Annotated in this window: 6 protein-coding genes; 3 read left to right on the top strand and 3 right to left on the bottom strand. The window is 51.5% G+C overall.

The window, feature by feature from the left end; genetic code table 11:
• Positions 1 to 114: 114 nt before the first annotated feature.
• A complete protein-coding gene (locus tag KNO73_RS08235) occupies positions 115 to 3,345 on the bottom strand; it encodes an Ig-like domain-containing protein (RefSeq protein ID WP_215112320.1) in 3,231 nt (1,076 codons plus the stop codon).
• A 400-nt stretch (positions 3,346 to 3,745) separates the two neighbouring features.
• Between KNO73_RS08235 and KNO73_RS08240 the strand changes: the two genes are divergently transcribed.
• Together KNO73_RS08240 and KNO73_RS08245 are read left to right on the top strand one after the other, a co-directional pair.
• Positions 3,746 to 4,189 (top strand): sigma factor, encoded by a 444-nt coding sequence (locus tag KNO73_RS08240; RefSeq protein ID WP_211782378.1) that lies wholly within the window; start codon positions 3,746 to 3,748, stop codon positions 4,187 to 4,189.
• 13 nt (positions 4,190 to 4,202) lie between these two features.
• Positions 4,203 to 5,066 carry a tyrosine-type recombinase/integrase gene (locus tag KNO73_RS08245; protein ID WP_214811116.1) on the top strand — a complete coding sequence of 288 codons (864 nt, stop codon included), beginning with the start codon at positions 4,203 to 4,205 and terminating at the stop codon, positions 5,064 to 5,066.
• A 49-nt stretch (positions 5,067 to 5,115) separates the two neighbouring features.
• On the opposite strand, the gene KNO73_RS08250 is transcribed toward KNO73_RS08245, so the two are convergent.
• A complete protein-coding gene (locus KNO73_RS08250; RefSeq protein WP_215112321.1) occupies positions 5,116 to 6,441 on the bottom strand; it encodes an SH3 domain-containing protein in 1,326 nt (441 codons plus the stop codon).
• Between the two features lie 223 nt (positions 6,442 to 6,664).
• Here KNO73_RS08250 and KNO73_RS08255 point away from each other — a divergent pair, with 223 nt between their 5' ends.
• Positions 6,665 to 8,749 carry a heparinase II/III domain-containing protein gene (locus KNO73_RS08255; RefSeq protein WP_215112322.1) on the top strand — a complete coding sequence of 695 codons (2,085 nt, stop codon included), beginning with the start codon at positions 6,665 to 6,667 and terminating at the stop codon, positions 8,747 to 8,749.
• A gap of 49 nt (positions 8,750 to 8,798) precedes the next feature.
• Here KNO73_RS08255 and KNO73_RS08260 read toward each other — a convergent pair whose 3' ends face one another.
• The gene (locus KNO73_RS08260) at positions 8,799 to 14,105 is read right to left on the bottom strand and encodes a SpaA isopeptide-forming pilin-related protein (RefSeq protein WP_215112323.1); all 5,307 of its coding nucleotides are present in this window, start codon (positions 14,103 to 14,105) and stop codon (positions 8,799 to 8,801) included.
• Positions 14,106 to 14,129 lie beyond the last annotated feature (24 nt).

Below are 14,129 nucleotides of genomic sequence, written 5' to 3' on the forward strand. Positions count from 1 at the left end.
GTAAATTATATCCACCTATCTATGAATAAACAACTTTATTTTGGATTATATTTACCTTTTTTATTATTTTTTCAATATAAAAACACCCACTTGTTGAGGAGTGGGTGTCATAAATCAATAAACCGTCAACTTCCGTTCCACCGTGGCATAGCCTGCCCGATAGATGCGAACGGTCATCTTCGTTCCTTTTTTCTGTTTCGGAATGGCAATCTTGAACGATTGACTCGACCCGACCCGTGTCGTCTTTCCGACTTGGCGATTATTCGCATACACTTTGACGCTCGCTCTCGCATCCGCTTTTCCACTTACGGACGTACTCGTCGTGCGGATCGCCGAGACACTCGCCGTCCGGAAGGCTTTGAGGATCACGGTCGTTGTCGCGGATGATGTGTTTCCAGCGGCATCACGAGCCGTCACCGAGATCTTTTGACCAGCGAGCCAGTTCGACACGTTCAAACGATAGATGCCTTTTGAGTCCGCTTTGGTCGTATACGTCTTGCTACGATACATGATGCGGACGGTCGCTCCCGCTTCTGTCTTTCCAGTGATTTGCTTCAGTGGGACGACCACTTGTTGAATCGTCGGTTTGACCGGTGGCGTCTTGTCGGCGACTTTGAAAGTCATCGATTTTGTCTGCCCAAATGCATCTTTCGATATGATGCGAAGCGATTCGTTCGCCACGAGCGGTCGAACGATGGCGACCGCAAAGTTTCCGTCCGCCTTCGCACGGTTCGAGGTGATGCGTTTCCCAGACTTGTCGTAAATATCGAACGAGATGTATGGATCTAGTTGCCCCGTGATCGTCCGACGGTCTGAAGAAGCTTTCAAATTTTTCGGCGTCGTCAACGTGGACGGACCTTGGAGTGTCTTACTGAATGTATAACGTACCGTACCATCCTCGTTCCGAAGTCGCAGTTCCACATTCACCGGATAGCTGACAGGCTCTGGCAAGTTAATGGTCGTATCATAATTGGACAGATTAATCTTTTGCCCATTCACAATCAAGTCGTAGGCAGAGTAACTGATCCGGCGTGTTTCGTTAGCCAACCACAGTTTCGTTCCGCCTGCGTTGATTCGAACGTCCTCGATGCGATAGTCGAACACGTCCGGCGTCAACGTCCGTTTGTTTCCGACCTCATCCACGACGGTGACCGGAAACAGATTCATTGAATACTTGGATACAGGATAATCAAGCTTAAAGGAGAAACGTCCCGTTTCATCCGCACGTTGTGTAACGTCACCTGTTCTTCCGAAACGTACTAACGTGAGCGGGTCTGTTTTGCCAGAGATGACCTGGTCCCCATATAAGAGCCGATCGAGTACGAGCGATGGAGGTGTGATGTCTTTGACAGTAAGTGTGACCACTCGCTTTAATCCGTTCGGGTTGACCACCTGAATTCGAATTTGGCTCACGCCTGCTTCTTTAAATGTAGCCCCAGTATTTGGTTTTAAGTCAAAAGCATAACGCCATCTTGAAATCGAATCAACCGTTTCCCAAGCCCCGTTAGTAAAGTATTCCACTTTCAAGTCATCAATGAGGTCATCACTCTGTACCCGAACCGTTTCTGTCATTTCAGAGAGAGTCGTCGTATTAGGTTGACCATTGATCGTCAAATTTGGTGCAGTCTCATCTTTTGGCGTAAACTCATATGTTGTGATATTTTTCTTGTCGCTACTCTCGACAGCGAAACGATAGGTCCATTTTTTTAACTCTTGTTGAAGTGTGAAGGAGAAAGCGCCGTCGGTCCCGGTCTTCACTTCCATTCTCGTGCCCTCAGGATTCCATTCTTGGACGCGATTATAGAAGACGACCGTCGCATTCGGCTCTGCATGACCCGACACCACTTTCTCCCCTTCGATGAAACGGGTGAGCGTCGGGGCAGTCATCGCTTGATGGATGCCATCAACATATGGAGAAACCTGTTCTCCCGTACTGACTCGAAGTCGATAAGTCGAACCGTACGGAATATGAACCTCACCTTTTCCTTCGTATAATGAAGTACGAGCTACTTCAATCTCCCCGTTTTTACGCATAATCTGCACTTCTGCTTCCCGAGCCGGTAAGGATGCCTCGATATACATCGTTTCATTCAAAAAGCGTACCGTCGGCTCGGCAATCATGCGTTCTTCTTTTACCGAGATGGACGTAGATAACCGTTGCATCCCGAAATCTGTTTGAAGATAGAATTCATATACTCCCGACTCAAAAAGCGGTAACTCCGTAGAGAACTTTCCATTAGAATCTGCTTGTACTGAGAAATCCCCGTTATCAGAACGGATGAATAGCTTAGCATTCGGTTCTGTTTCTCCCGATAGTTTGCCCGATACGGTAGATGGTGTCGCCTCAATCGTCAAGGGGAACGTAGAATCCACGTACTGACGAATCGATTGTTCCGCTAAAACAGTTCCATCTTTTTTGTATGTGATGGTTTTATGCGACGTTCCGTCCGTTCGAAGTGAAATATAAAATAGTCCTGACTCGTCTACCGTTACTTTTTCTCCATCATATGTGACAGTCATGTCGGGATCTGTCACACCGTACACACCGAAATATTGGGCGACGGAATAGTAAGGCTGCTCCGAAGTCAAACGGACCGGATCAATCTTCACTTCTTTCTCGACAAGCACTTCATTGTTTGGATGGAGCACTTCCACTCTACCTGTGAGCCCTTTAATGTAGTCATCGAACGGAATCGACAACTCTACTTCGAAATGACCATTCGCATCCGAGACAGTGGAAAGGGTCCGGTCATAAAGAGTGAGACGGACATTCTGATAAGGCAAGGTCGTACCGTGAACACGCGACTGACTCCATTGCATCGAGTCGACCTGAATCGGTAAATCAAAAGAATCATCGAACGAATAGCTTCCAGTGACACTTCGTTTCCCATTCGACGCTTTCGTATAAGCTTTCACTTCGGTACCTTGTTTTTTGGGAATTGAAAGTATCTCGACGCCCCGATATGTTTCACCATCATAAATCGCGATGATTTCATAACCAGGATTTGACTGAAGCTGCATCTTTCCAGATTCGACTCCATAAAAGTTTGGCGGGATCGGACCTTTTTCAATCACGGAGGCACTCACTCGCTGAACTGGTTTGTAATAGACGTCATCCTTTTGATAGAATGTCACGATTCGTTCCCCTATTGCCTCAGCTAATGAGACAGTGAACGTTCCGTCCGATTTCACACTAACAGGTCGAATCGTTTGATCCACACCATAATATAATGGCTCTGTGTACGATGTCTGTCCCATGAGCGTCTTGCTGTCAGGCTCAAATGCCTGAACGGTCAGCGTGCCCGATGCTTCGACAGGTGACAAAGTAGATACTAACAAAATCATGACCATCAAAATCATCATTTTTTGTTTAATAATGGATTTTTTATTCATTTTTCATCCCTTTTTTCTTTTTATTATGTAAAAAAATAAATTTTTCCGACATTTAATATATCACCACCCTCCTCATTTAGCCTACATATTTTTTGATAAGGTCGTCCGAAATTTATCGACAAGACTCGACAATCTGAAGATTGTTTCCCCTTCCGTCCTCCTATAATGGTTGTTATAGAGAATCCGTGCTTTTGATCCATAAGGCTTGGCGCAAATGGGATACAGCATTTCGAGGCTACATCCGATTTGATTTGACGAAACGACACGGTTGGCGAGGTGCGAAAACCGCATAACAACCATTATGCTGTAACCACCTAGGAAACTTGAGACGCGCGCGGGAAAGCAGCCCTTCATGCCAGACGCAAACGAACAAATCAAAGAGTGGGAACCGATGATCTATTACGTCATCCGCCAACTCCATCTTCATCCGAACGAAGTCGACGATGCCGCCCAGACGGCACGGATCGCCCTATGGCGAGCCATTCAAGACGGCAAGACGCTAGGGAAAACCTACTGTTTCATCCGCATCCGTGGAGCGATCTTGAACGAGCGCGCCAAGCAGGCGAAGACGCTCCAACACGAGGTGACGAGTGAACGACTCCCCGAGCAAATCGACAAGAGTGAGATGCCGCTGTCCCTCTGGCTCGACGACAAGCGTTCCACTTTACCAAATCGTCATTTCACCTTACTCTGCCATATGCTTCACGGAACTGAAGCATCGCTCGGGTACTCCCCGAGCCGCCTCCGCGCCTACAAGGCCGAACTCCAGCGGATGCTCCGTGAGGACGATAAGTAAGAGGAGAATGAAGATGACCTTACACATGAAAGACGCTGTCGACCAGCACGTTCACTACTTACGCATGACCGGAAAATCGGACAACACGGTCAGTCAGGCGACCTATAAGTTCGCCCGTTTCGAGAGAATCATGGGACAGAACCGAACCCTCGATGACTTCAAGACGAGACAGGACGTCATGCCGTATATCAATGCCCTCCGCTCGGAAGGATGCCAACCGGTGACCATCAACAATTACTTGAGCGCACTCCGTGGTTTGTATGACTGGGCGATCACCGAGCAACTCGTCACGCACAATCCGTTTCATCACCTTCGCGTGAAAGTGACCGAACGCCCACCTTCGGACGTCCCTACGCCAAGCGACCTACACCGAGTCATCGATGCGATTGACGTCCCGTTGTACCGAACCTTTTTGACGCTCCAGTTGCATACAGGGATGCGCATCAACGAGGTGAGACAATTGACACTTGATGCCATCGATTTGAATGCGCGTCTCCTGTACATCCACGAATCGAAGACGGGGAAACCGCGCAAGGTCCCACTGAACGATGCGACGCATGCGATGATGACGACGTATCTGGAGGAAGAGCGCCGATGTATCGATTCGCCATATGTTTTCCCGAGTGCTCGTGGTGACCTCATCTGCAAGACGACGATCAACCGTCATTTGAAACGCGCCGCCGAGGACGTGCTCGGCACATCCGTCACGTCGCACACGCTCCGGCACGCCTTCACGTCACATCTCTATGATATGGGCGTCAAGGAAACGACGTTGTCCGAGTTGCTCGGGCATAGCGAACCGAAGACGACCCGACGCTACATCCGCGTGCGCGAGGATCATCTACGGGATGCGGTGGAACGACTGACGTTGGAATGAACATGAAAAAATCCGACCTGCGAGGGTCGGATTTTTGTAAACGCGTATTTTATTTAGGTGCAGACGAACTCAAATCACGTGATGCCACCCAAGCTGTCTTAGAGCCATATTTGACCTGTGACCACGATCCGTTGACCACAATACGTGTCACTTTCTTACCTTTTGGGATTGTGAACGCGACCTTCCCCTTAGAAGAACGAGTCGTATACGCCTTCATGTTCTTGTTGGCATATTTTGACTCCGTCTTAGGTGCGACATACGCCTTTAAATTCTTCACCGCAACCCAACCCGTTTTTCCTTTGTAGGTTACTTTCATCCATGAAGAACGTTTCTCGATTGAACGAACCTTTCCGTTTGTCGGAATTTGAATCAACTGTGTGGTTTGTGTACTGCTGTCCGCATACAACGGCTGGCCTTTAATTAATGTGTAATCTTTGCTCTCCTTCACCGATGGTTCCAAGTAATCGAGATAGGGTGGTCTCACCATTGTCGTAAATGACCATGTGCGACCGCCTCGCTGATTGTTGTCAGGACTGTACCACTTTACAGTTGCAGTGTACGTTTCGTTGTAATTTAACATTTTCTTAGGAATTAAACGACTCGCTTGATTTCGTTTAAAATCAACGAAAGCAGGAACTACATTACCTTTTGAATCTTTTAACACAAATGAGAAATCGCTTTCATCGTAAATAAACGCCTCACTCGGATACCAGTACGTTAAAATATGCCCCGACTGGTCGATGCCATAGTCTTTTAAGGGGTTTGGAATCTCGTTACCTGCAAATAACGGATTGACGTTTTTCATGTTTGGCACGGGATATACATGGTCAGAGTCACGTTGCTCGTAACTATCTACACGCATAACGATGACTTGCATACCCTTTTGATTCCCTTTCTCTACTGCAAAACCAACCGACTGAATATCAGGGTTCAATAAACTTTCTCGGTGTAAAGGTGCATTATGGATGAGTTGATAAATACTATTTGGGCTATTTCTTGCTTGAAAAACAATATTCTCTCCTAACCACTGTCCAGTACTTCCCCCGACAGCCTTCACTCGGTCTTTATGTGTTACTCCAGTAAACCCTTTATGCCCTTTTACCTCACTATGTCCATACGCATGACCATTCGCGTTTAAGTAGGCATAATGGTTCGTTGCCGCTTTCGTAAGGAACGGGTCTAGTGTGACAGGGTTCATTCCTGCCTCTTTACGATACTTATTCAACGTTGCCAACGCCTGTAACTGGTCTGCCGAATAACTGAACCCTGCCGCCTCCACTTGGGCCGTCTCTGACACGGGACTAGACAATACTCCCGCTACCCCGACGCCAATCGCAAGCATCCCAATCATGATCGTTCTCATTTGTTTTCTCACGCTCGTCACGTCTCCTCTATCAATCTCCGTTTCATCACTCCTTTCTATTTTATGAGAAAGCAGCCAGGACGCCTCTCACCTTTTTCTGAATCGAGTCAAACGTTTTTTCGATTTTCGACCAAAACATCAACTCGACTCTAAATTAAAATAGAAAATTAAGGAAATAACCTCACCTCATGGTATACTTTGAAAAAGAAGTAAATCCATTTTTTGAGGTGTATCTATGAAACGAATCTTACTCGTCCTCGTCTTGATCGGTGCGTGGGGATCTGTCACCCCGACCGACTCCGCTCAAGCTGCGACGCACCCTTTCCACATCCGCTCTGTCCCGAACGCCATCGTCTATGAGATGAAAAGCGGGAAGTTGACGAAAGTGGCGACCTATTCGACGACGAAGCGCTATGCGGCGATCAGTACGTCCGGTTGGTATTACATCGCCCTGAGCGGTGGGAAGAAAGTCTACATAAAGAAGAGTCAGGCGAAGCTTTTACTCGCCGATCCCATCACCCGTTCGAACCTGACATCGAGCGGGACGGCACGACTGGCGCACGAATACATGCGACAAATGGCACCGCATGTCCCTTATGAATACGAGCGTCTCAGCGAAGCGAAGGCAATCGACTACGCGAACCGGGCCCTTAAGGGGAATTGGTACGTCCCGTCCACACCGTATCGTCTGTCGGTCCCAAACATCGACACGTTCGATTGGCATCGGAGCATCCCAAGCTCTTCAAGCAACTCGTATCCGTTCCAGATTCACTATTTGACGGTATTGAACCAATTGACGCAAGCCTACAATGCGACAGGAGACACCGCGTATTTGAAATACGGGATGCGCGTCGTGAAAAGTTGGACGAAAGCCCACCCCGTCGCCAACTACAAACAGTACCGCTGGCCATATAATGACCACGGTACATCGGTCCGGACGTTCCACTTATTGAACTTCTGGGACGTGTATAAGTCGTCGTCCCTTTACAAAGACACGGCATTCACGGGTCTCATGTTGCGGACACTCCATGAGCACGGCACGTTGCTCGCGACATCGAGTTTCTATAAGTACGAACACAACCACGGGGTGTTCCAAGACATGGCGCTCACGGCGATCGCGCAGACGTTCCCGCAGTTTGACCAAAGCGCGAGATGGAAAACGATTGCCGACAGCCGGCTCGATAAACAGATCCGCCACAGCATCACGTCGGACGCCGTCCACCTCGAGCATTCACCGGGCTATCAGGCGTATATGTATCACGTGCTTGACCGCTTCGTCATCTGGGCGGACGACAACCGCTTCACGCTCCCGTCGAGCATGAACCGTGTCGAGTACATGCCAAAACAGCTGACGTATATGGTCAAGCCGAATGGGACGCTCCCAATTTTCGGAGACACGTCAGGGGCTCGGCGCACGACATCGATCATCCCACATATCGACGACTTCCCACAGCTCGCCTATGCGGTCTCCGGAGGGAAGGAAGGATCACGCCCACCGCTCACGGTGAAGAAGATCAGCACGCAGTATAGCTTCATGCGGGAGTATTGGTCCGCCCCACCGCGTGCCTTCAACCAGGCGACGCAAGTCATGATGACGGCGGGTTATCACAGTAGCGCCCACAAGCACGCTGATGATTTGAGCATCGACTTGTACGGGCTCGGTCGCGACTTCATCATCGAGACGGGCCGCTACGGCTACACGAACCGTCCGGAACGTCAGCGCGTCTTCGGGGTCGATGCCCACAATACGGTCCATCGGGATGGGGCGAATCTCGACTTGAGCGCGTCGATGCGCGAGAAGAGTAAGATCGTCACCGTCAAAAACCTCGGTCCGTCCCTTCTTGCGATGGGCGAAAGCAAGCTCATCGGCAAAGGAGCGACGCATCGCCGGACGCTCGTCTATGACAAGGAGCAGACGCTCGTCGTCTACGACCGGATCAGCTCTCCGACACAGGAGAAGTTCGTGCAGCGATTCCATCTGGCGGAAGGTCTGAAACTGCTCCAAAGTTCGATGGCGACCCAGAACGTCGTCTATGGCGACTCGAACGGCCGGACGATCCAACTCATGCAGCTCAACCTAAAAAATTCATCGATGCGCAACAGCACAAGTTTCGTCGCCGTCGAGGATTACGAATGGAAGCCTCGTCCGCAAGTCATCTCGTATAACACCGGGAAAGACGTGCGCTATCTCACGCTCATCCGACTCGACCAGTCGAAGACGACGATCCGGTCGGCGAGTGTGAAAGTATCCGGTTCGAACTACATCGTGACGTACACGCTCTCGAATAAAGAGACGAGACAGATTAGTGTGCCCATCTAAACAAACAGGTCCTTTACGCCATGTTTCGCGTAAAGGACCTGTTTTTTACTCATGCCGTCTTCCGTCTTGTCGTCCACAGGAATCCAATCCCGATGACGAGAAGTACGAAGCCGATCCACCAACTGTTTGATGATTCGCCACCTAAGAATGGGAGGCGTTCCGTCAAGGTCGGTTTCTTACTGCCCTCTGACTCGACAGTCGAGTCGGAGTCTGCGTCACCATTTCCGCTGTCTCCGCTCCCCTCTGGAATCTGAGGCTCTTCAAATTCGAAATACGTTGCCATGTTCTCCACGGTGATCTGTTGCTCGTTCGCTCCACCACGCTCGAATCGAATTGTCCGTGGCGTCTCGTCCAACTCATAGTCGAACGGCGCCTCGGTTTCCACGAGCGTGTACGTGCCGAGTCTCAAATCGGTCACGCGCGCTTCACCCGACGCATCCGTCGTGAAGGTGATCACCTCACCCGTTGAATCGGTCAATGTGAACGTGGCCCCTTCGAGTGGTTCGCCCGTCTCCTCATCGACCTTCTTGACGAGGAGTGTCTTGATGCGGTCGTTTTCGACCGCGACTGTCTTCTCGACGTCGCCCCGTTCAAACGTGAACGGATGCGGTGTCTCATCTAAGAAGTACCCCTTCGGTGCCTTCGTCTCGACGAATTGATAGTCACCTGGGACAAGCCCCTCGACGACAATCTCTCCGTTTTTATTCGTGACGAGGTCCTCTTTCACAAGTTCGCCTTCCCCATTCAACAGCTTGAACGTCGCACCTGAAAGCACATCACCAGACTCCCTGTCTCTCTTGACGAGACGGACTGTTTTGTACGGGTCGTTCGTCACATCGACCGCGAGGACTTCATTCGTCCCGCGTGTGAGTGTGAACTCGTGTTTTGTCGTATCTATGATGTATCCTACCGGCGCCTTCGTCTCGACGAACGCGTAGTCGCCCGGTTCGAGGTCGCGAACGAAGATCTCTCCAGACGCATCTGTGACAAGTCCTTCACGGACGATGTCACCTGACGCATCGATCAAGTCAAACGTCGCGCCCGGAAGCACATCGCCAGTCGTGACGTCCGTCTTCGTGAGTCGGACTGACTTTTTCTGTTCGTTCGTGACGGTGAGTGTCGTCGGTGTACCTTGACGTGCCGCCACGCTGAACGTGTGTTCTTTCGAATCAAGCAAGTACCCGTCCGGCGCTTTCGTTTCAACGAACGCATAGCTTCCTGGTGTGAGGCCGCTGACATAAATCTCACCCGTCGCGTCCGTCACGAGTCCCTCGCGGATCGTCGTTCCGAACGTGTTGACGAGCTTGAACGTCGCACCCGCTAGACGATTGCCTGTTTCCGAGTCAACTTTCGTCATCCGTACCGCTTTGTACGAGTCGTTTGTAGCACGGACTTCTGTCACGTCGTTCGTCTCGCGTACGAGCGTGAACGGACGTGCCGTCATGTCGAGCATGTAACCCGACGGTGCATTCGTTTCTTGGAAGTAATAGTCACCCGGGTTCAACCGGTCGACCCGGATCTCCCCGTTCGCATCCGTCTTCAATCCTGCCTGGACGAGCGTTCCACCTTTTTGATAAAGCGAGAACGTCGCATCGGCGAGGCGTGAGCCGGTGATCGCGTCCGTCTTGATGAGACGGACCGACTTTTGTTGTTCGTTCGTGATGGTGATCTGTTCATCGACGTCTTGCCCGTACTCGACCGTGAACGCATGTGGCGTTTTATCTAAGATGTAGCCGGTCGGTGCGGTCTTCTCGACGAACGTGTACGTGCCGATGTCCAATCGGTCGACGACGACTGTCCCATCCGCTCCCGTCGTCACGTTGTCACGGACGACTTCGTTCTTGCTGTTGTATAACGTGAAGACGGCGCCTTGAAGGACGGCGTTCGTGTCTTTGTCGACTTTCGTCAACTTCACGCGCTTCATCGTCTCATTTTTGACGTTGTCTTTTTGAACGGCTTCACTCTCGAGCGTCACCGTGAACGTGTATGCCTTCTCCGGCAACACGTACCCGTCCGGCGCTTTCGTCTCGACGAGTTGATACGTGCCGAGGTCGAGGTCCTTAATCAATAGGACACCGAACGCATCAGCCGCGAGCCCCGTGCGGAGCGTGTTCCCGTTCATGTCTTTCAGGTCAAAGACGGCACCTGGGAGCGCCAAGCCCGTCTTCCAATCGACTTTCGTCAATTCGATCGACTTGAACGGCTGGTTCTGTACACCGACTGTTGTTGTCGTCAGTTGGTCTTTCACGATGGAAAAGCCATGCTTCTTCGCATCGAGGAGATGACCCGTCGGCGCCTTCGTCTCGACGAAGGCATACATGCCCGGCTCGAGGTCGGTCACGGTGATCCTGCCGTCCTTGTCCGTCACGAGCCCTTGGCGGACGATGTTGTCCGAAGCGTCATATAACGTGAACTCTGCTCCTTCGAGCACTTGGCCGGAAGTCGACGTCTTCGTCAATTCAACGTCTTGACGGATCGTGTTGTTTTTGACCGTCGTCGCTTCCTTCACTTTTGCGATGGTGATGTTTCGTGACGCCGTCGAAATCAAATAACCGTCCGGCGCTTTCGTCTCGACTAGACGATAGTCCCCATAAAGAAGGCGACCGAACGTCAATGTTCCATCGGTATCTGTCGTGCCACGACGGACGGTACGACCACTACCTGTGTCGACCAAGTCGAACGAGGCCCCACTCAAGCTCTTCTCGTTCAACTCATCCGTCTTCGTGATCGTCAATTCACCGAGCTCTCCACTCGCCGTCCCCATTCCGGACGTGCGGGCGACCCGGACTTTCGATTGTTTCGTCGTCGTGTTCTCGGAGACCTCGTCCGCCGTCAAATAGACGTCGTTCGTGATGTCCGTCCCGACCGCAGCCAGGATATACGAGTCATATTCTAAGATGTATGGGCGATCGATCGGATTGTTGAACGTAAGTTCGAACTCCCCCATCTCTTGGATCGCTTGAACCGTGTATGCATCCGTCGACAGTTTCCCTGCCTTCGTGACCGTACCGTCCGCGGCGACCGTCGTCTCATAGACGCTCAACGAATCAAGCAGAATGTCCTGATTGTTCGATGGGACGTCACGGAGTTTGACGTTTTGTAACGACGATTGTCCGAAGTTGATGTCGATCGTCCAGGCGATGAGCTTCCCTTGCTGGATGCCTCGTTTCTCGTTGTATTCGCCACCATGACGGACCGTCACCGTCGCCGGCAAGTTGCCAAGCTCGGTCGCCCCGTCTGTGACGACGGCCGTGTTTTTATACGATGGTGCGATTTTCGTATCGTCGATGTTCGTGTCGTACGTGATGACGTACGCGTCATCCGTCGGCTCGTTGAACGTCAAGACGAAGCCCGTGTCGCTCCACACGACGTTATACGCGGACGACGGGATCGGTGTCGCGTCGACCGAGTAGGCGTTCGCGCCGATATTTCGTGTCATCTTCGCGACAGTGAAGGAATCCTTGTCCGGTACTTGCGTTCCTTCCCACGTGTCGGTGACGGTCAGGTTCGTCGTCGCATACTCGTGGTAGTTGATCCCGATTTTCCAAGTGATGTCCTTCGTGACAGCGTTATACGTGCCACCTTTGAATCCGTTGTTGCGCGTGTTCGATGCCGGCTCGACGGAATCCGTCGTCGTCACCGTGCGTCCGTTCGATGATTCGTCGATCCAGTCGACGGTCGCCGCGTTGACGAAGCTCGTATTGTTCGCATCCAAACGCTCGCGGTAATCGAACGCCGTTTTATACGTGATCTTATGTGTGTCGGTCAATTGTACTTTGAAGTCAATGGTGAAGCCGTTCGCATCGGGTGTGACCGTGTAGTCCGTCCCTTTCGTCAACCGGTCGATTGACAGCGAGTCCTCGATGAACGTCAAGCCCTCGTTCGGGAACGTGTCCGTGATTTTGACATTGTTCATCACCCGTTTGTCCCGGTTCAACTCGAGCGTCCATTCAATCGTTTCTGCCGCATAATCGGGGTTCTTGTGCGTCTTTCGCAAGACGGCTTGTCCGATTGACCGGGTCGCCGACTTCTTCAAGCCGTTCACTTCGATCGTGTTCGTCACGCTGCCCGAGGAGACGACGCGATTTTTCGCACGGGTCGTATACTCCAACTGATACGCCGTCCCGTTCTTCGGAAGGTCGAAGGTGAACCCTTCGAGCCCCGTGTCTGTGATTTTCAATGGTGTCACAGGAACCTCAACTCGATTCGCGATGTTCCCGTTGGCATCGAGTGTCACTTCAAATAGCGTGAGCCCGTCCAGTTCATGCGTGTCGGTGAACAAGTCCTTCACCGTGAGCGAATTCAAGTTTCGTTGCCGGAAGTTGATGTCCGACACCCATTCAATCGTCTGGGTGATATCATCATACTTCGGCGTCCGTTTCTCGAGCTCCGTTCCCCGCCCGGCAGCGACCGTCGCTGAGGCCGTTGCTTTATCGAAGGACGTCCCTTCGAGGTTTGTGACGTTGTTGAACGTCGCCACCTCTTCATCGACGATATCCGTGATGAACGTGAGGCGATACGCGTTTTGGATCGTCCCAAAGTCGATGGCGAGACCATCCGTCGTATCGACCGTGAGACCTGTCACCGGTTCTTCACGGAGGACATTCCCGTTCATCGCCATGACGAGCCGGGTCACTTCCATACTGTCGGCGCGATACGACAGACCTGCAGGGATCACGTCCGTCCAGCGGGCATTCTCAATCTGTTTCAGCCCTTTGTTCAACTCGACCGTCCACTCGATGGAACTTGGGTTGTACGGTCGGTCGGCGACACCAGCTTTCGTGATGTCTTTCCCTGAATTTTTCAATCCGACCGATAACATGTGCGAGAGCTGGTTCTCGATCGGGGTGATCGTGACCGTCCGCTCTTCTGAGATCTCGGTCGTTTCTTTCACTTGTGTCAGGGCTTGAATTGTCCCTTGGATGTTCGAGTACTTATAGACGTTGTCGTTGAACGTCATCGTCGCTGTTCCGTCCAGGGCGAGCGAGTACGTCCCCATCGACTGACCGTTGAAGTTCAGCGGTGCGTTCGTGAACGCCTCGTACACCTTCAACTCACTCGGCATTTGGAACGTGAACGTCGACCCGTCCGTGTAGCTGTGCCCGTTCGGAATCGACCAGTCGTAGTTGATCTCGACAATCGAATCGGTCGTGACCGTGCTCACCTCGACGTTTTCCGTCGTGGTCGTCCGAATCGTGTACGCGTCCAAAATGTTGGCGGTGATCGTCATGACCGGATTGTCCGGTGGCTGCGGGTCCGTGATGACCGGGTCCCCTTCCGCATACGCCATTCGCGAGACGGCGAACGGCTGCACGACGAGCAACATGGTCAAGACCATGGATAACCATCGTTTCATGTGCGTTTCCTCCTGTGTCTTTGT

The organism is Exiguobacterium sp. s83 (genome assembly GCF_018617095.1).
Classification (GTDB): Bacteria; Bacillota; Bacilli; order Exiguobacteriales; family Exiguobacteriaceae; genus Exiguobacterium; species Exiguobacterium profundum.

What these genes read in the sequence shown, in the direction of transcription:
- KNO73_RS08245 (WP_214811116.1), top strand. Translation starts at nt 4,203, where the DNA reads ATGACCTTACACATGAAAGACGCTGTCGACCAGCACGTTCACTACTTA.
- KNO73_RS08235 (WP_215112320.1), bottom strand. Translation starts at nt 3,345, where the DNA reads ATGATTTTGTTAGTATCTACTTTGTCACCTGTCGAAGCATCGGGCACG.
- KNO73_RS08240 (WP_211782378.1), top strand. Translation starts at nt 3,746, where the DNA reads ATGCCAGACGCAAACGAACAAATCAAAGAGTGGGAACCGATGATCTAT.
- KNO73_RS08260 (WP_215112323.1), bottom strand. Translation starts at nt 14,105, where the DNA reads ATGAAACGATGGTTATCCATGGTCTTGACCATGTTGCTCGTCGTGCAG.
- KNO73_RS08255 (WP_215112322.1), top strand. Translation starts at nt 6,665, where the DNA reads ATGAAACGAATCTTACTCGTCCTCGTCTTGATCGGTGCGTGGGGATCT.